This is a genomic window from Microbacterium sp. JZ70 (genome assembly GCF_053903225.1).
In genome coordinates this window covers 2,157,733-2,181,965 of record NZ_CP096405.1, presented here as the reverse complement: position 1 = coordinate 2,181,965, position 24,233 = coordinate 2,157,733, and the positions used below count along the sequence as shown (strand labels likewise).

Genomic DNA, 24,233 nt, shown 5'->3' with positions numbered 1-24,233 from the left:
CCCAGCCTAGTTCGCGGCGCGCGGGCGGCCGACCGTCAGCGGCGGGTCGACGCGGTGACCGTGAAGCGCGTGCTGCGGCCGACCTGGCGCGTGGGGCCGACGATGCGCTCGAGCGCGGGCCGGTACGCGAGGTGCGAGTTCCACACGCACCAGAGCTCGCCGCCCGGCCGCAGCACGCGCGCGGCGTCGGCGAAGAGGCGCGGTGCGATCGCGTCGGTCACGGCGGCTCCGGAGTGGAACGGCGGGTTGAGGATGACGAGGTCGGCCGAGGCGTCTGCACGCGAGCCGAGGCCGTCGTCCTGCACGACCGCGATGCGGTCGGCGCCGTTCGCGGCCGCGGTCGCGCGGGCGGACGCGACCGCAGCCGCCGACTGGTCGCTCGCGACGACCGCGGCATCGGGATGCGCGAGCGCGTACGCGGTCGCGAGCACGCCCGTCCCGCAGCCGAGGTCGATCGCGTCGCGGACGGCGGGCATGTCGGGCAGGAAGCCGAGCAGGAACCGCGTGCCGATGTCCACGGAGGCCCCCGCGAAGGCCGCGCCGTGCGCGCACACCGTGATGCCGACGTCGTCGTGGCGGACGCAGCGCGGCCAGCCGCCCGATCGCCGCGGATCGGGGCCGGCCGCGTGCAGGACGCGGCTCTTGCTCGCCGCCCTGCTCGCCCTCACCTCGCGGAAGTGCCGCGCGAGCACGTCGTTCATGCCGAGCGTCATGTGCTTGATGCGCCCTCCCGCGACGACGCGCACGTCGGGCGCGGCGTGCGCCGCGATGAGCCCCGCGATCTCGTCGAGGGCGTCCAGGGCGCGCGGCAGCTGCACGAGGACGACCCGCGCGTCGCGCACGAGGTCGGCGTCGAGCGCGTGCATCGCGAGGGGTGCGAGGTCGATGTCGAGCGCCCGGGCGTTGCGCTCGAGCGCGCGGCGGCCCGTGATCGCGTCCTGGTGCAGGCGGATGGCCCTGGTCGGGTGCGCGCGGAGCAGCGGGAGCGACAGCCCGCCGTATCGGTCGCCGATGACGACGACGGGCGCGTCGCCCGCGTCGGCCTCGGACAGGACGAGGCGATCGCTCGCGTCTGCCGCGACGAGGTCGTGCGCCTCGATGTCGGGGGCGCGGCGCAGCCGCGGTGCGATCGCGTCGAACGCCTCGAGCGCGTTCACGAGGCCACGCGATCGCCGACGCGCTGGCCGACGACCGCCGAGACGCCGTCCTGGCGCATCGACACGCCGTAGAGCGCGTCGGCGATCTCCATGGTGCGCTTCTGGTGCGTGATGACGAGCAGCTGGCTCGAGGCGCGCAGCTGCTCGAAGACGCCGAGCAGCCGGCCCAGATTCGCGTCGTCGAGCGCGGCCTCGACCTCGTCGAGGATGTAGAACGGGCTGGGGCGCGCCTTGAAGATCGCGGTGAGGAGCGCGACGGCCGCGAGCGACCGCTCGCCGCCCGACAGCAGGGACAGCCGCTCGATCTTCTTCCCCACGGGCCGCACGGTGACCTCGATGCCGGTCGTGAGCATGTCGTCGGGGTTCGTGAGCGAGATGCTGCCGGTGCCGCCGGGGAAGAGAATCGGGAACACCTCCTGGAACGCCGCTCGGGTGTCCTCGAAGGCCGCGGCGAAGATCGTCTGCATGCGCTCGTCGAGATCGGCGATGATCGTCATGAGGTCTTTGCGGGTCTGGACGAGATCGTCGAGCTGCTCGGTGAGGAAGCGATGCCGCTGCTCGAGTGCGGCGAACTCCTCGAGCGCGAGCGGATTGACGCGCCCCAGCTGCGACAGCTTCCGCTCGGCCTCGCGGAGGCGGCGCTCCTGCATGCGCCGGTCGTAGGGGATGGTCGAGGGCTCGTCGGCGTCGTCGTCTCCCGTCGCGGCGCCGAGATCCCCGATGTCGCGCGGCACGGGCTGGTCGGGGCCGTACTCCGCGACGAGGATCTCCTCGGAGAGGCCGAGCTCGCTCGCGACGCGCTCGAGGAGGCTCGTGAGGTGGAGCTTCTTCTCGTGGATCTGGAGCTCGATGCCGTGCACGCTCTCGGTGAGTCCCGAGAGCCGCTCGCGCAGGCGCCCCTCCTGCTGGCGCAGGTCGCGCAGCTCGGCCGTGACGGCCGAGCGGGCGCTCTCGGCCTCGGCGAGGGCGAGGCGGGCCTCGGCCGCTGAGCGGTCCACGGAGTCGAGCACCCGCGGGAGCTCGGCGGTCACGCCCTCCGCGACCTCGCGCTGGGCGCGCCGGATGACCGCTCGGCGCGCGGCCTGCTCGGCGGCCGCCTGCTCGCGCTCGCGCTGCCGCTCGAGCTCGACGGCGCGCGCCTCCGCCGCGCGCACCCGCTCGCGGAGGGTCTCCACCTCGAGGCGAGCGGCCATCTCGCGCTCGCGCGCGGCCTCCACCGCGGCGAGCAGGCCGTCCCGCGCCGAGGCGTCGAGGATGGGGCGGGGCTCCTCGAGGGCGCGCTCGAGCTCCGCGGCAGCGGCTGCGGCCTTCGCCTCGGCGTCGGACACGGCCCCGGCCGCCTGCGCGAGACCCGCCTCGAGGCGCTCGCACTCCGCGATCGCGGCCTCGTGGCGGACGGTCACCCGGTTCACGTGCTCGGCGTGCTGAGCGAGCTGGGCGTCGTGCTCGCGGAGCTCCTGGAGCCGCTCGCGCGTCGCGCGCCGCGCCGCCTGGAGGCGCTCCGCCGCCTCCTCGCGTCGCGGTCCGAGGTCGTCGAGCGTGCGCTGCACCTCGGCGAGTCGTTCGGACGCGGCGTCGCGCTCGGCCTGGAGCTCGAGGCGCGAGCGGCGGCCGCCGGAGCCGGCGCGCAGGGTGCGCGCCGTGCACACCTCGCCGGCGCGTGTCACGACCGTGGTGCCGAGGTCATCCGAGCCTGCGGTCGCGAGCACCTCCCGCGCCGCGTCGAGGTCATCGACGATGACGACGCGGGCGAGCAGGCCGAGGACGCCGTCCGGCGCCGTCACGACCGCGTGCGCGGGCGTCGCGCCCCGCGGCGCGGCGACGGGGTCGCCGGCTCGGCCGCCCGCGATCACGATGTCCACGACGCCGACATCGACCGCGTCGCGCGCGGCCTGGAAGGCGGCGTCCTCGTCGTCGACGAGCATGCCCTCCGCGAGCGGTCCGAGCACAGCGGCGACGGCGGCCTCGTACCCGCCCGCGACGTGCACGCTCTCGCCGACGAGCCCGCGCACGCCGGCGCCGCCGCGGGCGATCAGCTCGGCGGCCCCGCCCTGCACGTCGAGCGCGCTGCCCAGCGCCGACACCTTCGCCGTGAGCGCGTCCGCCTCGCGCTCTGCCGCACGATGCGCCTCGCGGAGCTCCTCCACGGCGGCCTCCGCCTCGGCCGCCTCGCGCTGCGCGTCCTCGTAGCGCGCCTGCAGGTCGGCTGCGGTGCCCTCGGCGACGGCGATGTCCTCGAGCGCCTCGAACGCTTCCGCCGCCTCGCGCCGGCGCTGCTCCGCCGCGTCGAGCGCGTTCTGCTGCCGCAGCACGCCGCCGCGCACCGCCGCGAGGGTCTGCTGCGCCGCTTCGGCGGCTCCCCGCAGCGTCGTGATCCGCATGTCGTGCGCCGACACGAGCGCGCTCTGCTCGGCGATCTCGACGTCGAGCGCATCCAGCTCGGCCCGCGCGGCGGCGACCTGGCGGGTGGCCTCCTGCGCCGCGTCCTGTGCGGCGCCGACGCCGTCGGCGATCTCCACGATCTCGGCGCGGGCGTCGTCGATGTCGCCGCGGCTCACCGTGACCTTCGCGTCCGCGTCGTCGTCCCGCTCGCCCAGGAGCGCGAGACGCTGGTTCGCGAGGGTGTAGAGGCCGCGCAGACGCTCCTGCACCTGCTCGAGGCCGAAGAGGATGCGACGCGCCTCATCCACCGCCTCGGCGTTCTGCTCCCGCTCGAGCGCGGCGATCCGGGCCTTCGCGGCGTCGGCCTGCTCCTGCAGCGCGAGGCGCTCGGTGTGGCGCTCGTGCTCATCCCTGGCGTGATCGGCGAGCGCGTGCCGCAGCTGCACGACGTCGTCGGCGTACAGGCGCGCCTTCGCGTCGCGCACGACGGCCGCGATCGTCTGCGCCTCCCGGGCGATCTCGGCCTGGCGGCCGAGAGGCTTGAGCTGTCGGCGGATCTCCCCCGCGAGATCGCTCAGACGCGTGAGGTTCTGCTCCATGGCCTCGAGCTTGCGGACCGTCTTCTCCTTGCGGCGACGGTGCTTGAGGATGCCGGCCGCCTCCTCGACGAAGCCGCGGCGCTCCTCCGGCGAGGCCTGGAGCACGGTGTCGAGGCGTCCCTGTCCCACGATCACGTGCATCTCGCGGCCGAGTCCGGAGTCGCTCAGGAGCTCCTGGACGTCGAGGAGCCGACAGGACTCGCCGTTGATCGCGTACTCGCTCTGGCCGCTGCGGAACAGCGTGCGGCTGATCGTGACCTCGCTGTACTCGATCGGGAGCGCCCCGTCCGAGTTGTCGATCGTGAGCTGCACCTCGGCGCGGCCGAGAGGGCCGCGGGTCGCGGTGCCGGCGAAGATGACGTCCTCCATCTTGCCGCCGCGGAGGGTCTTGGCGCCCTGCTCGCCCATCACCCACGCGAGCGCGTCGACGACGTTCGACTTCCCGGAGCCGTTGGGCCCGACGATCGCCGTGACCCCCGGCTCAAGCGCGAACGTCGTGGGCTGAGCGAACGACTTGAAGCCCTTGAGCGTGAGGCTCTTCAAGTGCATCCGCGCGGCTCCCTTCCCTGTCGTCGCCCTGGAAAATCAGGTCTCACGGTACCGGACGGCCCCTGTGCGGGACGCGATGCGCTGCGGCTCGGCGCGACGAATCCTGGGAATCCGCTTGACGCGGCCCGCGCCGTCTGCGTAACGTGTGTGATCGCACGATCACCTCTGGGCGCTCCGCCCAGCGAACCGGCACGAGAGGAGGAAGCCGACATGGATATCACCACGAACCCAGGTGCAGCGCGCATCGCGCTCTCGGCTTCCGTCCCCGTCGGCTTCGCTCGACGTCAGGTCGCAGGGATCGTCGCAGGCGGACTCCGCCGCGCAGGCCGACTCTCCTAGCGAGAGGTCTGCCCTGAGCCCGCACGCGCGGCTCATCCGCCCCTGAGACCAGGCGACAGCCGTCTCTCCGCGCCGCCTCCGGCGTCCGCCTCCGAGCGCCACCCGGGCCGCTTCCCGCCCCGCGCTCCGCACCCGTCCCCGGCATCGCCCGGGGTCGTCTCCCCGTTCCCATCCGGAACATCTCTCTCCCACGAAGGAATCACCGTGAACACGATTCACCTGTCCCCGTCCGCCCATCCCCCGCAACCGAGCGGCATGCCGCGCGCGCTCTCGGCCATCCCCGAGCGCACGCCGCGCACCTCGGCAGCCGACCGGATCGCGATGCGCATCGGCCTGTGGCTGCTCCTGTGGAGCACCCGCCCGTCCGAGACGCCCGAGCAGACACGCGCGCGGTACGAGCGTCAGCGCCTGGCGGCCGCCGCGCGCGCCGAGCACGAGGCGCAGATCCAGCGGATCACCCTCGTGTACGGCCTGGGCGGCATGCGATGAGCGCCCGCACGACCGCTGCGCACCCGGCGCCCCGCGGAGCCTCTCACTCCGCGGGGCGCCGGCCCGCGGCCCGCTCGGCGGGTCGCTCCGCGATCGCGTTCGCGCCGATGCACCTTCCCGGATCGGTCGAGTCGCCCGACGCGGGCGAGTTCCTGGCGTTCACGAGCGCCGCGAACGCGATGTGGCGCAGCGACTCGGGCACCGATCTGTTCCGCGAGGACCCGGCGGAGTGGCTCGTCGGCCTCCGCGAGACGACCTACGTCGACAAGTCCGGCATCGTCGCGCGACGCGGCGAGGAGATCGTCGGCTTCGCGGGGCTCGCGTGCCCGCGCGCTGCGAAGCGCACGGCGCACGTCGACATCGTGATCCACCCCGATCGCAGAGACGACGACGAGGCCGACGCCCTGCTCGCCGAGATCGAGCGCCGCGCGCGCGAGCGCGGGCGCACGTCGCTGCGGGCCTTCGCGTTCGCCTCCGCCGACGCGGGCGGAGACCGGCTCCCCTCTCCCACCGGATCCGGATCCCTCCCGCGCGATGCCTGGCAGACGCGCTTCCTCGTGCGCAACGGCTACGCGCTCGGCCAGGTCGAGCGGGCGAGCGTCTTCGACCTGCAGGGCTCGTTCGAGGCCGTCGACCGGCTTCTCGAGGCCGCGGTCGCGAAGGCGGGCCCCGACTACCGGGTCGCGTGGTGGCAGACGCCGACGCCCGAGGAGCACATCGAGGGCTACGCGGCCGCCATCTCGCGGCTGGACGAGGACGCCCCGAGCGGAGAGCTGCCCGTCGAGGCCGACCCCTGGGACGCGCAGCGCATCCGCGATCGGGAGGACCTCAAGCGCCGCGCCGGGCAGACGATGGCCGTGACGGTCGTCATCCACGAGCCGACGGGGCAGGTCGCGGCGTACAACGAGCTCGTGATCGGCGCCGATCGGACCGCCCCCACCGAGAACTACGGGACGCTCGTCATGCCCGAGCACCGCGGTCGCCGCCTCGGCACGATCGTCAAGTGCGTCGGCCTGCGCCGCTGGCGCGAGCTCGTCCCGACCTCCCCCGTCGTCCGGACGTTCAACGCCGAGGAGAACCGCTACATGCTCGACGTGAACGAGGCCGTGGGCTTCCGCCCCGCCGCGTACACGGGCGAGTGGACCAAGGAGCTGACATGACGCTGCGCATCGACCGCCTGACGGCCCCCGAGAGCCTCGACGCGCCCGACGCGACCGACTTCCTCGAGTTCGTCCGCCTCGGCAACGCCGCGTGGCGGCGCGACTCGGGCACCGACCTCCACGACGACGACCCGGCCGACGTGCTGAGCCGCTGGCAGGAGCAGACCTACCACGTGATCACGCCGCTCGTCGCGCGCGAGGGCGACCGCATCGTCGCAGCGGGCGCGCTCGACGCCGAGCGCTCGAAGCAGCGCACCGCCGAGATCGACGTCGAGGTCGCCGACGGGCACGACGCGGCAGGGGACGCGCTCCTCTCGGCGCTCGAGGAGATCGCGGCGGCGCAGGGGCGCTCCGTCCTCCAGGGGTGGACCATCCACCGCGCCGGCGTCGACGGGGAGCAGCTCGTCCCGCCGACGGGTGCCGGCGCCATCCCCGCCGAGGACGCGTCCGCGCAGCGCATGCTGCGCGCGGGATTCGCGCTCAGCCAGGTCGAGCGCAACAGCGTCTTCGATCTGCAGGGGCCCTACGATGCGGTCGATCGCCTGCTCGAGGCGGCGCTCGAGAAGGCCGGGCCGGAGTACCGGGTGGTGTGGTGGACCGGCGCGACCCCCGACGAGCACGCCGAGGGCTACGCCCGCGCCATCGCGCGGATGAGCACCGACGTGCCCGCGGGCGAGATGGTCACCGAGGAGTCGGCATGGGACGCCGAGCGGGTCCGCGCGCGTGACGCGCGCCTCGCCGCGGCCGGGCAGCTTCTGGGCGTCACGCTCGTCGTGCATGCGCCCACGGGCGAGGTCGCGGCGTTCAACGAGCTGCAGATCGGCGCCGACCGCACCCGGCCGACGTCCCAGTGGGGAACACTCGTCATGCCCGAGCACCGCGGGCGTCGCCTCGGCGCCATCGTGAAGTGCGTGGGGCTGCGGCGCTGGCACGAGGCCGTTCCGGAGTCGCCGTGCGTGTCGACGTTCAACGCGGAGGAGAACCGGTTCATGCTCGACGTCAACGAGGCGGTCGGGTTCCGTCCAGCGTCCTACGCGGCGGCCTGGGAGAAGACCCTCTCGTGACGCGGATGGCCCGGGTGCGCGCCCGGGCCATCCGCTCGCGGGTAGCGTGGTCAGGTGCGCTACACGGTCATCGGAGGCGGCGTCGGGTGCGCCCGCTTCGTGAAGGGTCTCCGCGAGCACGTCCGGCGGACGGGCGGCGACGACCGGATCGACGTCGTCGTCAACACGGCCGACGACTGGTGGGTGTCGGGGCTACGGATCTCCCCCGATCACGACAGCCTGCTCTACGCGCTCGCCGGCGTGAACGACGCCGAGCGCGGCTGGGGCCGCGCCGGCGAGACCGAGCGCGTGGCCGCGGAGCTCGCCGCGTGGGGTGCCGCTCCCGAGTGGTTCACGCTGGGCGATCTCGACCTCGGCACCCACATCGCGCGGACGGCCTGGCTGCGCGAGGGCGCGAGCGTGTCCGAGGTCTTCCAGCGGCTCGCGCAGCGCTGGGATCTCGGCGTGCGGCTTCATCCCGCGACCGACAGCGAGATCGACACGCACGTGCGCACGGCGGATGGCCGCCGGATGCACTTCCAGGAGTGGTGGGTCCGGCACCGCGCCGGCCTCCCGGCGGTCGGATTCGAGCAGGCCGGGATCGCCGCGGCGGTGCCGACCGCGGGAGCGCTCGAGGCGATCGCGGAGGCGGATGCCATCCTCCTCGCGCCGTCGAACCCGGTCGTGTCGATCGGCCCCGTGCTCGCGGTCCCCGGGATGCGCGACGCGGTGCGCGCGGCGCGTGCTCCCGTCGTCGGGGTGTCCGGGATCATCGCGGGCGCCGTCGTGCGCGGCATGGCCGATGCCTGCCTCGCGGCGATCGGGGTCGACACGTCGGCCGGGGCGGTCGCTCGTCACTACGGCCCGCGCACCGACGGAGGCCTGCTCGACGGCTGGCTCGTCGACACATCCGACGCCGCTGAGGTCGCGCCGCTCGAGCGTGCGGGGATCGCCGCGCGAGCCGTGCCCCTGTGGCTGCGCGACGCCGACTCGTCGGCGCAGGTCGCCGCGGACGCCCTCGCGCTCGCGGCGGCGGTCGGACGCTGAGTCAGTAGACGCGCCGCGGTCGCACGCCGAGCTCGAGGGCCTCCGTGCCGAGGCGGAGAGCCTGCGCCGACGGCTTGTTGAGCAGCTGCGAGATCGCCGACGGCGACACCCCCTCGATGCGGGCGATCTCCTTCTGCGGGTACCCGCACCACTGCAGGAAGACGGCACGGCGTCCGCGCGGGGAGATGTCGGCGATGAGGCTGTCGCGCGCGACGAGGTAGGCGTTGATCGGCCCCTCCATCGCGCGATCATGCGCAGACGAGTCGGGGTCGACGAGGAACCACGAGCGCACCGCGGACAGCTGCGACCGCTCGATCTCGTGCGCCCGGTTGACGGCGTCGCGTGCCGCCCACCATCCGGGGCCGTCCTGGATGCGGTCGGCGAGCTTCGACTCGACGGTGACGATGCCCCCGAGCCCGATGCCGAACCGGCAGCCGACGTTGTCGGGCAGCGCGAGCTGCAGGTAGAGCGTCGACAGCAGGGCGTCGTCGATCGTGCGGAAGGCGGCCTGGAACTCGTCTCCCACGGTCGGGTACCACTTCTGCAGCGCCCAGGGGTATGTTCGATCCACCTCGACGGCCGCATTCTCGATCTCGCGCTGCACGGCGTCTCTCGACGTCGATGCGCGCGAGGAGATGATGTCCGCGATCACTGCCACCGCCATCCGTGAAGCATATCACTGAACAAGAGCCAAAATTAAGCGGATTTGCTTAATTCGGCGAGGTGTTCAGCGATATGCTTCACCGGTCAGCGTTTCCGCTGGCACCTCGGGCAGTAATGGCTCGAGCGGTTCATGAACGCCTCACGGCGGATCGCTCCACCGCAGCGCGGGCAGGCGGACCTGGCGCAGTGCCTGATGGCATGGAGTCCCGACTCCCCGAGGTCCGGACTCAGACGCACGTCGAGATCTTGGCCCGCCGGAGAACCCCGTCAGCAAACGTCTCCCTCACCGGAGACCACGGGCCCGGCGGCTGAGGTCGACCCTACTTTGTCCTGGGTCCTGGATAGCATGGCAACAGACTTGAGGAAATGAATACAGATAGCTCTACTCAGGAGAGCCCTAGTCAGGAGAAAATCAATGCCCAAGTGGCTCTTCGTTACGTTGCTGATCGCCTTACCGCTGCTTCTGGGAGCGATTCACCCGATCCTCTTCGTTCTCGCCCTAGCCGGGGTACTGATCGCGAACCCAATAATCTGGAAGTATCGGAAGAACAAGTACTTCAACAGTGAAGAATTCCAGGGTCTCCGCGCTCAGATCGCTTCGGTTGTCGCCGAGCACAACGAGGTCGTGAACTACGTCGCGGAAATTCGCGGCCAGGGCGCGTTCGAGCTGGGCGCGTCATCCACCGGTCAGTACGCACACCTCGCGAACTTCGAGAACACGTCTAACTGGAACTATCAACGCGACCGCAACGTGGCCGAGTACGCCCCGCACGTCCACAATGCATCTCTGCAGGTTGTGCGCAACGCGAGCATGGATCCGATCAAGTACCTGATGAAGTACTTCGCCATCAAGGCGAATCCGGAGACGTTGGCCGACGTGCAGCGGGTAGCCGAGGACATCTCGCGACTGGAAGAGGCCGTCGCGAACGTGCAACGTCGTGAGGCGGCGATTGTCGCGATGATTAACCCGCCCGCGTTCATCCTTCAGCGATACGCGGACGAGTTCTGGAGCCTCGTCGGTGTGCACCTCTCGCCGATCACTGTGCCCTACCCGAAATACAAGTTCCAGTACGTCTCCGCCGGCGGCAACAGCGGTCAGACTGTGACCATCGATCTGAACACCCCGACCCTCGACGCGCTTTCGGAGACGCTCGTTCAGAAGATCCGCTGGGCAAAGTCGGCTGCCGGTCAACGCGCGCTCATGACGGCCCGCCTGCGCGCATGGATCAAGGATCGCGACCGCCACACCTGCCAGAATCCCGCGTGTGGTGTCTCGGTCGCTGTCGAGCCGAACCTGCTCCTTGAGGTCGATCACATCGTGCCGGTGTCGAAGGGTGGCCTCAGCGAGCCCGACAACCTCCAGACGCTGTGCTGGCGTTGCAACCGCACCAAGGGCGCCAAGATGCCGGCGTGACATCGCATCCCGTGTCCGAGCACCTCCTGGCCAAGAGACCTCGCCCGTCAGGTGCTCGGCGTCAGCGGCCTCCGCGGACCCGGGACAAGCGTGACCTACGGGCGTTATTGCGTCCTTCTGGGTCGCGCGCCTGGGAACTGACCAACCGGTCACCCAAGCCATCAGATATTCACGCACACTGAGGGAGCGCAACCGTCCTTCGCGACGAAGCGGGTAAGACGTGAACTGGCGACCCCGCCGCTAGAAGGTCGCGCCGTTCACGGATCGCGCCACCTCGAGCAGTTCGAACAGGTCGACGTGGGTCCCGACGATCCGCTCGTCATGCAGGTGCGAGTTGTCCGGCAGGACGGCGACTCCGCTCGCAAGGAGGTGGATCTGCTCTGCCGGATCCGGCAGGTGGCGCAGCCCAGACACGATGAGGCGGGTGACGTTCGCCCGGTCTCGGCCCTCGTAGGAGTATCCCCAGGCACGCGTCCCGATGACCTCGGACGGATCGGGTCGCACGGCGAACGTGCGCTCGTACAGCTCGATGTGCGGGTACTTGTTCGGACCGTCTACAAGATGGATATGCCCGACCGCCCATCGGCCGCGCAGCCTGATTGCAAGGAGGTCTCCGCCGCGGGTGAACGTGATGGTCTCCCGCGTGGTCGGCTTCCGAGTGAGCGGGACCGGCGAGGAACGCAGCAGCGCGATCATGTCGTCCGTCCGGTGCAGGAAGTCATCCCCCAGCCACACGGCGTCGTTCAGCGCGTGGATCCCGTCGATCGCCAGCTCGGTGAGCTCGTGATCGACCAGCCCCACTTCGTGCAATGAGGTGGCGATGGCGACCGCGGCCTTGTAGGCGTTCATCCGATCGCTCTCAGGTGCGCACGACTGGCGGGCCGCGTCGAGTGCGAAGTGCCAGCGCTCCTTGATGGCCGGCACGACGTCGGCGTGCTGAGCACCTTCCAGCCCCTGGTGCCTCGCAGCGAAGAAGCTCTTCTGCGCCAGGATCCGAACCTCGTCCCGCGCCGTCGGGGCGACCGCGCCCGCCGCGAGCCTGTCGAGGATCTGCTGATGACGCACGAGGCCAGCATAGGCCCGCCGTTCTGAGGCCGCCGGGATCGTCGATCGCCCGCACAAGACAGCTAGCGTTTCCGCTGGCACCTCGGGCAGTAATGGCTCGAGCGGTTCATGAACGCCTCGCGGCGGATCGCTCCGCCGCAGCGCGGGCAGGGCTGGCCATGCCGCCCGTAGGCGTTGAGGCTGTGCGCAAAATAACCGGCCTGCCCGTTGACGTTCACGTACTGCGCGTCGAAGCTCGTGCCGCCCTCCGCGAGGGCCTTCTGCAGCACCGCGCGGATCTCGGCGAGCAGCGTGCGGACGGCCCGCGTCGAGAGCGCGGACGCGGGCGTCTCCGGATGGATGCGCGCGGCCCAGAGCGCCTCGTCCGCGTAGATGTTGCCGATGCCGCTCACGACCGTCTGATCGAGCAGCACGCGCTTGATCGCCGACGCGCGGCGGCCGAGCCCTCGCGCGAACGCGGCGTCGTCGAACGCGGGGTCCAGCGGGTCGCGCGCGATGTGCGCGGCCTGCGATGCCACGAGGGGCGCATCGCTCCCCCATCCGCCCGGCGCGCCGTCCGCCGTCGGCACGAGCGCGTCGACGGCGAGTGATCCGAACGTCCGCTGATCCGCGAACACGACGGCGAGCTCGCCGTGAGCCGGATGGTCGATCGCGAGCCGCACGCGCTCGTGGCGCTCGCGCGGGGCGCCGGGTGCGCGCAGGAGCAGCTGCCCGCTCATGCCGAGGTGCCCGATGAGCGCCTCCGCCGGCTCGATCGCCGCCGACTCGAGCAGCAGCCAGAGGAACTTGCCGCGACGCACGGCGGCCGTCACGGCGCGTCCGCTCAGGCGCGCGGTGAAGTCGTCGTGGGAGCCCACGTGGCGGGTGAGCGCACGGCCGTCGAGCACCTCGACTCCCGCGATGGTCGATCCCACGACGGCGGGCTCGAGGCCCGCTCGCACGACCTCGACCTCGGGGAGCTCAGGCACCGACGGTCCGCGCGCTGAGCGCGTGCCAGGCCGTGAGAGCCGCGGCCATCTCGGCCTGCTTCTTGCTCGTGCCCTCGCCGGTCGAGGCGTGATCGCCGACCTCGACCGTGGCGGTGAAGCGACGGTCGTGGTCGGGGCCGCGGGATGCGACCGAGTACGACGGCGCTCCCAGGCCGAGGCGCGCGGCGAGCTCCTGAAGGCTCGTCTTCGGGTCGATCGCCGCGCCGTAGCGCTCGGGGTTCTCCAGGAGCGGCTCGATGAGGCGCAGCACGAGGGCCGACGCCTCCTCGGGCCCCGCCGACAGGTACGCGGCGCCGAACACGGCTTCGGTCGCATCGGCGAGGATCGAGTCCTTGTCGCGGCCGCCCGTCTGCTCCTCGCCGCGGCCGAGACGGAGGTGCTCGCCGAGGCCGATGCCGCGCGCGACCTCTGCGAGGGCGACGGTCGAGACGACGCTGGCGCGGCGCTTCGCGAGCGCGCCCTCGTCGAGGTCGGGGAACCGGCGATACAGCATGGTGGTGACGGCCAGCCCGAGCACCGAGTCGCCGAGGAACTCGAGTCGCTCGTTATGCGGGATGCCGCCGTGCTCGTACGCGTACGAGCGGTGTGTCATGGCCAAAGCGAGAAGCTCGGCGTCGATCTCGACGCCGAGCTTCTCGGAGAGTGGCCGCATGCGCGCCACGGAGTCGTATCCGCCGCTCAGGCGTCGGCGACCTTGCGGCCCTTGTACTCGAGGAACAGCTCGGTGCCCTGCGAGTCGGTGACGACCTTGGCCTGGTGCGGGCGGCTGTAGACGACCTTGCCGTTCTCCACCGTCTTGACGAGGGCCGGAGCCTCCGCCTTCCACTGCGCGCGACGCGAGCGGGTGTTCGAACGGGAGACCTTCCGCTTCGGGGGGTTACCTGCCATGACTAGCTCTCTTCTGTGCTCGGGGCGGCGGAGTCCGCCGATCCATTCTGGTCTGTGAGTTCTCGGAGCGCGGCCCACCGAGGATCGACAGGCGCCTGCTGCGCGGTGCCGGGGCTCTGCGTCAGCCGCTCGCCCGTGACCGGGTCGAGGCCGGGGCAATCCGGCTGACACACCGGCTGAAACGGAAGCGACAAGACGACCGCATCCCTGACCAGAGTTTCAAGATCCACGTGGTCGTCTTGAACCTCGAAGTCAGCAGTTTCCTCACCAGGATACTCGAAAAGCTCCTGGAACTCGACTTCGAGCGGTTCGGCGATGTCGCGAAGGCATCGACCGCACACCCCCTCGAACTCCGTGTCGAGCTCCCCCGACACGAGGATGCCCTCGTGCACGGATTCGAGACGGACGTCGAGCTCGAGCTCCTTCCCCTCCGGGATCGAGACGATCCCCTCGCCCCACTGCTCGGGTGCGGGGATGGTCAGCGTGTGCTCGCGCATCTCGCCCGGCTTGCGGACGATGTCGCGGACGGGCAGCACGAAGGGCCCGGTTTTACGCGTTCTCACGGGGATCAATCGTAGTCGCGCCCGGGACGACGAGGGCCGTGGCGCGCGCAGGGACGCGAGGTCAGAAGTCCTTCGAGGTCGCGCTGCGGAGGTAGCGGGCGACCGCCGCCGGCACGTAGGGCGAGACGTCCCCGCCCAGGCCGGCCACCTGGCGCACGAGCGAGCTCGACACGACCGAGTGGGCGGGATCGGCGAGGAGGAACACCGTCTCGACGCCGGCGAGGTGGTTGTTGACGACCGCCATGGGCGTCTCGTACGCGACGTCGCCCTGCGAGCGGATGCCCTTCACGAGCACGCCGGCGCCCACCTCCTGCGCGTAGTCGACGAGCAGGCCCACGCTCCACGATCCGACGATGACCTTGCCGGGTATCTGCGCCTCCTCGACCGACTGCTCGAGGAGCTGCAGCCGCAGCGCGATCGGCAGCATCCCCTCCTTGTCGGGGTTGTGCACGACCAGCACGTGGAGCTCGTCGTAGAGCGAGGCGGCACGCCGGATGACGTCCAGGTGACCGAGGGTGGGCGGGTCGAAGGACCCCGGGACGACGGCGATCCGGTTGCTCATGCGATCCAGCCTAGCCAGGAGCCCCATCCGCGCCCGGGCAGCGCCGCGCCCGCGACACGCCGCGCGGGGCGCATGCTCAGCTCTTGCTCAGGGCCGCGCGCTCCTCCTGCGTGACCCGGCGGGCCAGGGCGTCGGCGAGTCCGGGATGCCGGGCGAGGTCGGGGTCCGCCGCGAGGACGCGGTCGGCCTCCTCCCGCGCCAGGGCGATGAGCGCCTGGTCCTTGACCACGCGGAGCAGCCGAAGCGATGAGCGCACGCCCGACTGCGCCTCTCCGAGCACGTCGCCTTCGCCGCGCAGCTCGAGATCGACCTCCGCGAGCGCGAACCCGTCGAGCGTCGCCGCGACCGCCTCGACGCGCTCGCGCGCCGGCGTTCCCTCTGTCGCCTCCGTCACGAGCAGGCAGAGTCCGGGCACTCCCCCGCGTCCGACGCGTCCGCGCAGCTGGTGGAGCTGGGAGACGCCGAAGCGGTCGGCATCGAGGATGACCATGGTCGACGCGTTCGGGACGTCGACGCCGACCTCGATCACGGTCGTCGCGATGAGCACGTCGACGCGGGCGGCCGCGAACTCCTGCATGATGCGGTCCTTCTCCTCGCCCGGCATGCGGCCGTGCAGCGTCGCGAGCCTGAGCCGCCCGACCACGGGGTGCCGCCCGAGCATCTCGGCGACCTGCGCGACGCCCCAGCGCGGGCCGGAGCCGCCCTCCTCCGCGGCGGCCTCCGGGGCGTCGTCCTCGGCGGCGGCCTTGCCCTTCGCCGCGACGTCGATCGCGGGGCACACGACGAAGACCTGGTGCCCCTTCTCGACCTCCTCGGCGACGCGCTCCCAGACCCGGTCGAACCAGCGCGGGCGCTCGGCGACCGGGGCGACGAAGGTCTCGATGCCGGCGCGGCCCGCGGGCATCGTGCGGATGGTCGACACGTCGAGGTCGCCGAAGACCGTCATCGCGACGGTGCGCGGGATGGGCGTGGCGGTGAGGACGAGGGCGTGCGGACTCGTTCCCTTCGCGCGCAGGGTCTCCCGCTGCTCCACGCCGAACCGGTGCTGCTCGTCGACGACGACGAGCCCGAGGTCGGCGAACGTCGTGCCCTCGCTGAGCAGGGCGTGCGTGCCGACGACGATGCGCGACTGACCCGACGCCACGCGGAGCGCGGCCTTCCGTCGCGCCGCCGCCGGCATCTGGCCGGTGAGGAGCGTGGGCATGACCTCGGGAGCCAGCTGCGGCCCGAGCATGCGCGTGATGGAGCGCAGATGCTGGCCGGCGAGCACCTCGGTCGGCGCGATCAGCGCCGCCTGGCCGCCGGACTCGGCCACCTGCAGCATGGCGCGCAGCGCGACGAGCGTCTTGCCCGACCCCACCTCGCCCTGCACGAGCCGGTTCATCGGCCATCCGGCGACGAGGTCGGCCGCGATCCGCTCGCCGGTCTCGCGCTGGTCGTCGGTCAGCGCGAACGGCAGCGCCGCGTCGAAGCGCTCGAGCAGGCCGCCCGGCTTCGCCTCGCGGCGCGTGGCTGCGAGAGCCCTGACGTCACGGCGCTGCTGAGCGAGTGCCGTCTGGAGCACGAGCGCCTCGTGCCACCGCAGCGCCTTGCGCGCGCTGTAGGCGTGCCCCTCGTTCGCGGGCCGGTGCACGCCGTCGAGCGCGTCGCGCGCGCCCATGAGCCCCTCCCGCTCCCGCAGGTCGTCGGGGAGCGGCTCGGGCACGTCGCCGAGGCGGGTCAGACACTGCTCGACGAGCTTCTGGATGGCCCAGCTCGTGAGCGCGGAGGTCGCGGGATACACGGGGATGAGCCGGCCGGCGAACTCCTGCGCGCGCGCATCGGCATCGCCCTCGTCGTCGAAGAGCTCGTACGCGGGATGCGAGAACTGACGCTCGCGACGGTACTCCCCGACCTTGCCCGAGAAGACGCCGCGCCGACCTGGCCGGAGCTCGCGCTCGCGCCAGTCCTGGTTGAAGAACGTGAGCGACATCTCGCCCTGGCCGTCGCCGATGATCACCTCGAGGAGGCGCCCGCCGCGGCTGCGCATGGGACGCGACTGCACGCGCCGCACCTCGGCGACGATCGTGACCGTCTCACCGAGCGGGAGGTCGCGGATGGGCGTGAGCTCGCCCCTGCTCATGTAGCGGCGCGGGTAGTGCGCGAGCAGGTCGCCCACGGTCGCCATCCCGAACGCCCGCGAGAGCAGGCCGGCGGACTTCGCGCCGACGGCCTCCGTGAGCGAGGAGTCGAGCGAGAGCGGCATGCGTCGAGTCTAGAAGGGGCCCCGGACGCGGACGCCGCGCCCGCCGAGGATATCGTGGCAGGGTGACGAGGATCATCGCGGGCCGCGCGGGCGGCGCCCGGCTCGACGTGCCGCGCTCGGGCACCCGCCCCACGAGCGACCGCGTGCGCGAGTCGCTGTTCGGCGCGCTCGAGGACACCGGCCTCATCGAGGGCGCCGCGGTCGTCGATCTGTACGCGGGATCGGGCGCACTCGGTCTCGAGTGCGCGAGCCGCGGCGCCGCGTCGGTCGACCTCGTCGAGCGGTCCCGGCCGGCGGCCGAGATCGTGAAGCGGAACGTCGAGGTCGTGCGGCGCGCGATGGGCTCGAGCGCGCCCCGCGTGCGCGTCCACCCCATCGCGGTGCGCGCCTTCCTCCGCGGCACGGCGCCCGGCATCGACATCGCGTTCCTCGACCCGCCCTACGACCTGCCGCCGCGCGACCTCGACGACGACCTCGCGCTGCTCGCGCCGCTGCTCGCGCCGGGCGCGCTCGTGATCGTCGAGCGCGCAACGCGCTCCGGTTCCCCCGACTGGGCCGCCGCCGGCCTCTCCGCGTGGCGCGAGAAGGCGTACGGCGACACGACCCTGTGGTGGGGCGAGCCGCTCAGCGCCTGAGCGTCGTCAGCCCGCGGCCGCATCCCAATCGCGGTACGGATCCCAGCCGCCCGCGCCGAGGTACGGCACGCCGTCCACGTGGACCGATGCCTCGTCGCGCGGGATGACGCGTCCGATCGGGCGGAATCCGGGGGGCAGGGCGCCGGCCGGGAAGGTCGCCAGCAGCGCGTGGTCCTCCCCGCCCTCGAGCGCGATCCGCGGATCGTCCCCCAGGTCGGCGCTGTCGATCGCGATCGTGACCGCCGAGGCGTCGGCCATCCGCCGCGCGTCGAGCGCGAGGCCATCCGAGACGTCCATCATGGCGGTCGCGCCGGCGCGCGCGGCGAACGGCCCGAGGCCGATCGGCGGAGCGGGCCGCAGCTGCGCCTCGAGGACGCCCGTGTCGCCGTCCCGCAGCAGGGCGGGGTCGACGGGCAGGGGTGCGCCATCGGCGTCGCGGAAGCGCGCGAAGAGCACCTGCAGGCCCCGCGCGGCTCGGCCGAGCTCCCCCGCGATCGCGACGACGTCGCCCGCGCGGGCGCCCGAGCGCAGCACGGGGGCGCGTCCCTCGAGGTCTCCGAGGGCGGTCACGGCGATCGTGAGCACGTCGCTCGCGGTGAGGTCGCCGCCCACGACGGCGCAGCCGGGCGCGAGGGCGTCGCACGCGTCGCGGAGGCCCTCGGCGAGAGCCTCCACGAACGACGCGCGGGTGTCGTTGGGCATCGCGAGCGCGACGAGGAGCGCCGTCGGCCGCGCCCCCATCGCCGCGACATCGGCGAGATTGACGGCGGCCGACTTCCAGCCGAGGTCGTAGCCGCTCGACCACGCCAGCCGGAAGTCCGGTCCGTGGATGAGCGTGTCGGTCGTCGCCACGACCGACCCGGACGGCGCGGCGACGACCGCGGCGTCGTCGCCGGGCCCGACGAGGCCCGCGCCCGCGCGGCCCGTGCGCGCCAGGATCCGTCGGAGGATCTCGCCCTCGCTCAGCTCGCCGACCGTGGGATCCTCATGCATCCCTCCAGCGTAGGCGAACGCCCAGGACGCCCGAACGTAGGCTGGTGGGGTGAACCGCCGCCTCGCCGCCGTCTCGTGCCTCGCCGCCGTCATCGCGCTCACGGGGTGCGCGCCGACCGTTCACCTCGAGGCGGCTCCGCGCGCGAACGACCCGCTGTGCGCCGAGGTCTCCGTGCGCATGCCCGACTCGGTCTCGGGCCTCGAGCGCCGCTGGACCGACGCTCAGGCGACCGCGGCGTGGGGCGAGCCGACCGCGGTCATCCTCTCGTGCGGATACGACGCTCCCGCCCCCACCACCCAGCAGTGCGTGACGATCGACGGCGTCGACTGGATCGTCGACGAGAGCGAGCGGCCGAATCTGCGCATGACGACGTACGGCCGCGAGCCGGCCGTGCAGGTCTACGTCGACACGACCGTCGTGTCGGCCGACGCGGTGCTCGCGGGCAGCGCGCTCGGCAGCGCGGTCTCCACGCTGCCGCGCGCGGCCCAGTGCACCGACCCCGACGCCGCGCCGGAGGGCGAGGACGCCCCGACGACCGGCACGCAGCCGGAGGACTGACCCGGCTCAGGCCGCGCGGGCGCGGCCCAGCTCGACGAGCTCCGTGATGAGCTCGGAGTACGTCATCCCGGACGCGATCCAGCACTTCGGGAACATCGAGATCGGCGTGAAGCCCGGCATCGTGTTGAGCTCGTTGACGACGATCTCGCCCTCGGGCGTGAGGAACACGTCGACGCGAGCGAGCCCGCGTCCGTCGACGGCCTCGAAGGCCCGGATGCCGACCGCGCGGATCGCCTCGATCTCGTCCTCCGACAGATCGGCAGGGCACACGACGTCGACGCCCTCGCCGCCGAGGTACTTCCCCTCGAAGTCGTAGAAGTCGCGCGTCGTGAGCACGATCTCGCCGGGGAGCGACGCGCGCGCCTCTCCCCCGTCGCGGCCCTCGAGCATCGCGACCTCGATCTCGCGCCCCCCGATGCCCTTCTCGACGAGCACCTTGTCGTCCTCCGCGAAGGCGATGCGCATGGCCTCGTCGAGCTCCGACGCGTCGTGCGCCTTCGAGACGCCCACGCTCGAGCCCGCGCGCGCGGGCTTCACGAACAGCGGGTACCCGAGCGCGTCGGCCTCGGCGCGGACGGCGTCGGGCGCCGTGCTCCAGCGCGACCGCCGGACGGTCGTCCACGGCGCGACGGGCACGCCCGCCGCCTGCAGCGCGATCTTCATGAAGTGCTTGTCCATGCACAGGGCGGAGTCGAGCACGCCGCCGCCCGCATACGGGAGCTCGAGGATGTCGAGGAAGCCCTGGATGGTGCCGTCCTCGCCGTGCAGGCCGTGCAGGATGGGCAGCACCGCGTCGACCGCGCCGAGCTCGCGCTCGAGGCCATCCGCGTCGCGCACGCGCAGCACGCGGTCGCCGCCGCCTGCGGGCCAGATCACCCGCGTGCCGTTGTCGACGACCTCCGGCAGCCTCTCGGCGTCGAGCCGGAACTTGCCGGGGTCGTCGTCCTCGAGCACGAAGACGCCGTCGCGGGTGATGCCGATCGGGATCACCCGGTAGCGGTCACGGTCGATCGCTCCCAGCACCCCGCCCGCCGTCGCGGAGGAGATGGAGTGCTCGCTGGAGCGCCCGCCGAAGAGCACCGCCACTGTCGCCGTCGTCATTCGTCGTCCTCTCGCCCTGGGGGGTGTCGTCGTCTGTGGTGAGGTGCGGCGCGATGTCGCGCGGATCGAGCGTGCCGTCGAGCACCATCCGCACCTGCTCGACGATGGGCATCTCGACGCCCTTCGCCTTCGCGAGCTTGAGGATGGGGGCGACCGAGCCGAGGCCCTCGGCGGTCTGCTCCATCTGCTTCACGACGTCCTGCAGCGTGTAGCCCTGCCCGAGCAGGCGTCCCGCCGTGTTGTTCCGGCTGAGGGGCGACTGGCACGTCGCGATGAGGTCGCCGAGCCCCGCGAGGCCCTGCATCGTCTCGGCCTGCGCGCCGTACGCCACCGCGAAGTCGGTCATCTCGACGAGGCCGCGCGTGATGATCGACGCCTTCGTGTTCTCGCCGTATCCGACGCCGTCGACGATGCCGATCGCGACGGCGATGAGGTTCTTCAGCACGCCGCCGAACTCGGTGCCGATGACGTCGGTGTTGACGAAGCTGCGGAAGTACCGGTTGCGCGCCGTGCGCGCGATCCGGTCGGCGGTCTCCTGGCTCGACGACGAGATGACCGCCGCGGTCGGCTGCTCGCGCGCGATCTCGAGCGCGAGGTTCGGGCCGCTCGCGACGGCGATGCGCGCGGGGTCGCAGCCGAGCGCCTGCTCGATGACCTGGCTCATCCGCAGACCCGACTTCTTCTCGACGCCCTTCATGAGGCTCACGACCGGCACGTCGGACGAGCCGATGAGCGGGCGCAGCTGCTTGAGGGTGTCGCGGGCCGACTTGCTCGGCACCGAGAGGTAGATCTGCTCTGCGCCCTCGACGGCCTTCTGGAGGACGTGGGTGGCACGGATGGACCGGGGCAGGTTGATCCCGGACAGGTACTGCGAGTTGCGCTTGGCCTGGTCGATCTCGTGCGCGAGCTCAGCGCGACGGGCCCACATCGTGACCTGGGCGCCGCCGTCGGCGAGGATCTTGCCGAACGTCGTGCCCCAGCTGCCCGCGCCGAGGACGACGACGCGCTCGGGGATCACAGCTTGCCCGTCTCGGCCTGGCCGTGCTGCGTCGGGTCCCACCGTTCGGGCGGGGCCTTCTCGCCGCGCAGCTCCTCGAGCAGTGCGGTGATCGCGGCCATGAGGCGCTCCGTGCCCTCCTGGATGGCGGCCTGGTCGGTCCGCCCGCGCAGGTCGGACACGTCGAGGGGCTCGCCGATGAGGACGGTGATCGGCTTGCGCAGCGGGAGCAGCGACAGCTTGCCGTAGCGCGGCATGACCGCCTGCGTGCCCCACTGCGCGAGCGGGATGAGCGGGATGTCGCCGGCGAGGGCGAGGCGGATCGCGCCCGACTTGCCGCGCATCGGCCACAGCCCGGGGTCGCGCGTGAGGGTGCCCTCGGGGTAGACGATCACGCCGCGCTCGCTCGAGGCGAGCTCCTTCGCCTGCGCGAGCGCCTGCGCGGCCGCGCCGCGGGATCGCGCGACCGGGACCATCCCGGAGGCCTTCAGCACCCATCCGACGACGGGGATGCGGAACAGGCTCTCCTTCGCGAGGAACCGGGGCGCGCGCCCGGCCCGCCACGTCGCGATCGCGACGATGAGCGGGTCGATCTCGCTGTGGTGGTTCGGCGCGAGGACGAACGCACCGCGACGGGGCAGGTTCTCGGAGCCGCGGAGCTCGATCCGCGCGAGCAGCCCGACGAGCGGGATGACGATCGCCGCGAGCGGCCAGAAGATGCTCGGGCGGCTCTTCTCAGGTGAGGCGGGAGCGCCCACCGTCACCCCACGACGTCGAAGTCAGCGCCGAGAGCGGTCAGCTTCTCGAAGAACTTCTCGTATCCGCGGCGGATGATGCCGACGCCCGACACGCGCGACGTGCCCTCCGCCGTGAGAGCGGCAATGACGTGGCTGTATCCGCCCCGGAGGTCGGGGACGACGATGTCGGCGCCGCGCAGCGGCGTCGGCCCTGTGATGACCGCGGCCTGCTCGAGCGCGCGACGCGGCACGCGACGGTAGGGGCCGTCGAGCCCGCGCGGGTGCACGACGATGTCCGCGCCCATCTGGTTGAGCGCCTCGATGAACCCGAAGCGGTTCTCGTAGACGGTCTCGTGCACGACGGACGTGCCGTGCGCCTGGGTGAGCGCGACGATGAGCGGCTGCTGCCAGTCGGTCATGAAGCCGGGGTGCACGTCGGTCTCGACGATGACCGGCTTGAGCGGGGCCTCGCCGCGGCGGAAGCGGATGCCCTCGTCGGTGATGTCGAAGTCGCCGCCGACCTTGCGGTAGACGTTGAGGAACGTGAGCATCTCGTACTGGCGCGCGCCCTTGACGAAGATGTCGCCGTCGGTGGCCAGCGCCGCCGAGGCCCACGACGCGGCCTCGTTGCGGTCGAACAGCGAGCGGTGGTCGTAGCCGCGGAGCTCCTGCACGCCCTCGATGAAGATGACGCGGTTGGGCTCGTAGGAGATGATCGCGCCCATCTTCTGGAGGACGCCGATCAGGTCCATGATCTCGGGCTCGATCGCCGCGTTGCGCAGCTCGGTGACGCCGTTCGCGCGCACGGCCGTGAGGAGCACCTGCTCCGTCGCGCCCACGCTCGGGTACGGCAGCTCGATGTCGGCGCCGTGGAGGCCCTCGGGCGCGGACAGGCGGATGCCGCTGGGCTGCTTGTCGACGATCGCTCCGAAGGCGCGCAGGGCGTCGAGGTGGAAGTCGATGGGGCGGTCGCCGATGCGGCAGCCGCCGAGGTCGGGGATGAACGCCTGTCCGAGGAGGTGCAGGAGCGGGCCGCAGAAGAGGATCGGGATGCGCGACGAGCCCGCGTGCGCGTCGATCTCCTCGAAGTTCGCCGACTTCGCGGCGCTCGGGTCGAGGATGAGCGAACCCGGCTCCTCGCCCTCGGAGACGGCCACGCCGTGCACCTCGAGAAGCGAGCGGACGACCTCGACGTCGCGGATGTCGGGCACGTCGCGCAGGGTGCTCGGGGTCTCACCGAGGAGGGACGCGACCATGGCCTTGGTGGCGAGGTTCTTCGCGCCTCGCACGTCGACCTGCCCGCGCAGCGGACGTCCGCCGCGGATCTCGATCACTTCGCCGCTGCGGGATGCCGAAGCGCCCGCGACCTTCGTGTCGCCCAGGAGTGTCATGTGCTGGTGGCCTCACTACCGTTCTGGCGGGTTGTCCGCCGTGCTGACGGGGCCCCGAGCCCCGGGCTCACGGAACGGGGATCGTCCGTGGCCGCCACGCCTCGCGGCGGGCCTCGAACTCCGCGATCTTGTCTTCGTTGCGGAGGGTGAGCCCGATGTCATCGAGCCCCTCGAGGAGCCGCCACCTAGTGTAATCGTCGATCTCGAACCCGGCCGTGAAGTCGCCGAGTACGGCGGTTCGCTCGACGAGGTCGACCGTCATCCGCACGCCGGGCTGCGCCTCGATGGCCGCCCAGAAGCGCTCGAGGTCGGCCTCCGAGATGATGCCCGTCAGCAGGCCCTGCTTGCCCGAGTTGCCGCGGAAGATGTCGGCGAAGCGCGGGCTCAGCACGACCTTGAACCCGAAGTCGCGCAGCGCCCAGACGGCGTGCTCGCGGCTCGATCCGGTGCCGAAGTCGGGCCCCGCCACGAGGATGGATGCGCCCTGGTAGGGCTCCTGGTTCAGGACGAACTCGGGGTCCTGGCGCCAGCCGTGGAAGAGCGCGTCGTCGAAGCCCGTCTTCGTCACGCGCTTGAGGAACACCGCGGGGATGATCTGATCGGTGTCGACGTTCGAGCGCTTCAGCGGAGCGGCGATCCCGGTGTGGGTGGTGAACTTCTCCATGA

23 protein-coding genes and 1 pseudogene are annotated in these 24,233 nt (G+C 72.1%); 7 read left to right on the top strand and 17 right to left on the bottom strand.

Annotated elements, in window-relative coordinates; all coding sequences use genetic code 11:
* Positions 1-35: 35 nt before the first annotated feature.
* Together M1D46_RS09955 and smc are read right to left on the bottom strand one after the other, a co-directional pair.
* Positions 36-1,157, bottom strand: coding sequence for a class I SAM-dependent methyltransferase (locus M1D46_RS09955; RefSeq protein WP_456285462.1), 1,122 nt, complete (start codon positions 1,155-1,157; stop codon positions 36-38).
* Positions 1,154-4,687 carry a chromosome segregation protein SMC gene (gene smc / locus M1D46_RS09950; RefSeq protein WP_456285461.1) on the bottom strand — a complete coding sequence of 1,178 codons (3,534 nt, stop codon included), beginning with the start codon at positions 4,685-4,687 and terminating at the stop codon, positions 1,154-1,156. Before smc ends, M1D46_RS09955 begins: the two co-directional genes overlap by 4 nt.
* 543 nt (positions 4,688-5,230) lie before the next feature.
* On the opposite strand from smc, the gene M1D46_RS09945 reads away from it, so the two are divergent.
* The 4 genes from M1D46_RS09945 (at position 5,231) to cofD (ending at position 8,765) form a co-directional block, all read left to right on the top strand.
* Positions 5,231-5,515: a hypothetical protein gene (locus M1D46_RS09945; protein ID WP_282977586.1), complete on the top strand. Its 285-nt coding sequence runs from the start codon at positions 5,231-5,233 to the stop codon at positions 5,513-5,515.
* Positions 5,516-5,622: 107 nt separating this feature from the next.
* On the top strand, positions 5,623-6,675 hold the full coding sequence (locus M1D46_RS09940) for a GNAT family N-acetyltransferase (protein WP_456285460.1): 1,053 nt from the start codon (positions 5,623-5,625) through the stop codon (positions 6,673-6,675).
* Positions 6,672-7,739: a GNAT family N-acetyltransferase gene (locus M1D46_RS09935; RefSeq protein ID WP_456285459.1), complete on the top strand. Its 1,068-nt coding sequence runs from the start codon at positions 6,672-6,674 to the stop codon at positions 7,737-7,739. Before M1D46_RS09940 ends, M1D46_RS09935 begins: the two co-directional genes overlap by 4 nt.
* Positions 7,740-7,793: 54 nt before the next feature.
* Positions 7,794-8,765, top strand: coding sequence for a 2-phospho-L-lactate transferase (gene cofD, locus M1D46_RS09930; protein ID WP_456285458.1), 972 nt, complete (start codon positions 7,794-7,796; stop codon positions 8,763-8,765).
* Position 8,766: 1 nt separating this feature from the next.
* Here the strand turns inward: cofD and M1D46_RS09925 are convergent, their stop codons facing one another.
* Both M1D46_RS09925 and M1D46_RS09920 read right to left on the bottom strand, forming a co-directional pair.
* A complete protein-coding gene (locus M1D46_RS09925) occupies positions 8,767-9,429 on the bottom strand; it encodes a SatD family protein (protein ID WP_456285105.1) in 663 nt (220 codons plus the stop codon).
* Between the two features lie 83 nt (positions 9,430-9,512).
* A pseudogene (locus tag M1D46_RS09920) lies at positions 9,513-9,599 on the bottom strand (zinc finger domain-containing protein); the annotation flags it as partial.
* Between the two features lie 244 nt (positions 9,600-9,843).
* On the opposite strand from M1D46_RS09920, the gene M1D46_RS09915 reads away from it, so the two are divergent.
* Positions 9,844-10,842: an HNH endonuclease gene (locus M1D46_RS09915; protein ID WP_456285457.1), complete on the top strand. Its 999-nt coding sequence runs from the start codon at positions 9,844-9,846 to the stop codon at positions 10,840-10,842.
* 240 nt (positions 10,843-11,082) lie between these two features.
* Here M1D46_RS09915 and M1D46_RS09910 read toward each other — a convergent pair whose 3' ends face one another.
* The 7 genes from M1D46_RS09910 to M1D46_RS09880 form a co-directional block, all read right to left on the bottom strand.
* Entirely contained in the window at positions 11,083-11,988 is a 906-nt protein-coding gene (locus M1D46_RS09910; protein WP_456285456.1) for a hypothetical protein, read from the bottom strand.
* Positions 11,970-12,875, bottom strand: coding sequence for a bifunctional DNA-formamidopyrimidine glycosylase/DNA-(apurinic or apyrimidinic site) lyase (gene mutM / locus M1D46_RS09905; protein WP_456285455.1), 906 nt, complete (start codon positions 12,873-12,875; stop codon positions 11,970-11,972). The genes M1D46_RS09910 and mutM overlap by 19 nt, the downstream gene beginning before the upstream one ends.
* Positions 12,868-13,548 carry a ribonuclease III gene (rnc, locus tag M1D46_RS09900; protein WP_282977575.1) on the bottom strand — a complete coding sequence of 227 codons (681 nt, stop codon included), beginning with the start codon at positions 13,546-13,548 and terminating at the stop codon, positions 12,868-12,870. The genes mutM and rnc overlap by 8 nt, the downstream gene beginning before the upstream one ends.
* A 26-nt stretch (positions 13,549-13,574) precedes the next feature.
* Positions 13,575-13,784, bottom strand: coding sequence for a 50S ribosomal protein L32 (gene rpmF, locus M1D46_RS09895; RefSeq protein ID WP_172989695.1), 210 nt, complete (start codon positions 13,782-13,784; stop codon positions 13,575-13,577).
* Between the two features lie 2 nt (positions 13,785-13,786).
* Entirely contained in the window at positions 13,787-14,281 is a 495-nt protein-coding gene (locus M1D46_RS09890; RefSeq protein ID WP_271172174.1) for a YceD family protein, read from the bottom strand.
* 127 nt (positions 14,282-14,408) lie between these two features.
* The gene (coaD, locus tag M1D46_RS09885; RefSeq protein WP_271171685.1) at positions 14,409-14,909 is read right to left on the bottom strand and encodes a pantetheine-phosphate adenylyltransferase; all 501 of its coding nucleotides are present in this window, start codon (positions 14,907-14,909) and stop codon (positions 14,409-14,411) included.
* 76 nt (positions 14,910-14,985) lie between these two features.
* On the bottom strand, positions 14,986-17,154 hold the full coding sequence (locus M1D46_RS09880) for an ATP-dependent DNA helicase RecG (protein ID WP_456285454.1): 2,169 nt from the start codon (positions 17,152-17,154) through the stop codon (positions 14,986-14,988).
* Between the two features lie 62 nt (positions 17,155-17,216).
* On the opposite strand from M1D46_RS09880, the gene M1D46_RS09875 reads away from it, so the two are divergent.
* Positions 17,217-17,789 (top strand): RsmD family RNA methyltransferase, encoded by a 573-nt coding sequence (locus M1D46_RS09875; RefSeq protein WP_421075687.1) that lies wholly within the window; start codon positions 17,217-17,219, stop codon positions 17,787-17,789.
* Positions 17,790-17,795: 6 nt separating this feature from the next.
* On the opposite strand, the gene thiL is transcribed toward M1D46_RS09875, so the two are convergent.
* On the bottom strand, positions 17,796-18,782 hold the full coding sequence (gene thiL / locus M1D46_RS09870; protein WP_456285453.1) for a thiamine-phosphate kinase: 987 nt from the start codon (positions 18,780-18,782) through the stop codon (positions 17,796-17,798).
* 49 nt (positions 18,783-18,831) lie between these two features.
* Between thiL and M1D46_RS09865 the strand changes: the two genes are divergently transcribed.
* Positions 18,832-19,341 carry a DUF3515 family protein gene (locus M1D46_RS09865; RefSeq protein WP_456285452.1) on the top strand — a complete coding sequence of 170 codons (510 nt, stop codon included), beginning with the start codon at positions 18,832-18,834 and terminating at the stop codon, positions 19,339-19,341.
* Positions 19,342-19,347: 6 nt separating this feature from the next.
* On the opposite strand, the gene M1D46_RS09860 is transcribed toward M1D46_RS09865, so the two are convergent.
* The 5 genes from M1D46_RS09860 to leuD form a co-directional block, all read right to left on the bottom strand.
* Positions 19,348-20,442, bottom strand: coding sequence for a D-alanine--D-alanine ligase family protein (locus tag M1D46_RS09860; protein WP_324011475.1), 1,095 nt, complete (start codon positions 20,440-20,442; stop codon positions 19,348-19,350).
* Complete coding sequence (locus M1D46_RS09855) at positions 20,342-21,457, bottom strand: NAD(P)H-dependent glycerol-3-phosphate dehydrogenase (RefSeq protein ID WP_374727769.1); 1,116 nt, start codon at positions 21,455-21,457, stop codon at positions 20,342-20,344. The genes M1D46_RS09860 and M1D46_RS09855 overlap by 101 nt, the downstream gene beginning before the upstream one ends.
* Positions 21,457-22,203, bottom strand: coding sequence for a lysophospholipid acyltransferase family protein (locus tag M1D46_RS09850; protein WP_271171678.1), 747 nt, complete (start codon positions 22,201-22,203; stop codon positions 21,457-21,459). The genes M1D46_RS09855 and M1D46_RS09850 overlap by 1 nt, the downstream gene beginning before the upstream one ends.
* The gene (gene murA, locus M1D46_RS09845) at positions 22,200-23,567 is read right to left on the bottom strand and encodes a UDP-N-acetylglucosamine 1-carboxyvinyltransferase (protein WP_282977567.1); all 1,368 of its coding nucleotides are present in this window, start codon (positions 23,565-23,567) and stop codon (positions 22,200-22,202) included. The genes M1D46_RS09850 and murA overlap by 4 nt, the downstream gene beginning before the upstream one ends.
* Before the next feature lie 67 nt (positions 23,568-23,634).
* On the bottom strand, positions 23,635-24,231 hold the full coding sequence (leuD, locus tag M1D46_RS09840; protein WP_271171676.1) for a 3-isopropylmalate dehydratase small subunit: 597 nt from the start codon (positions 24,229-24,231) through the stop codon (positions 23,635-23,637).
* Between the last annotated feature and the right edge of the window lie 2 nt (positions 24,232-24,233).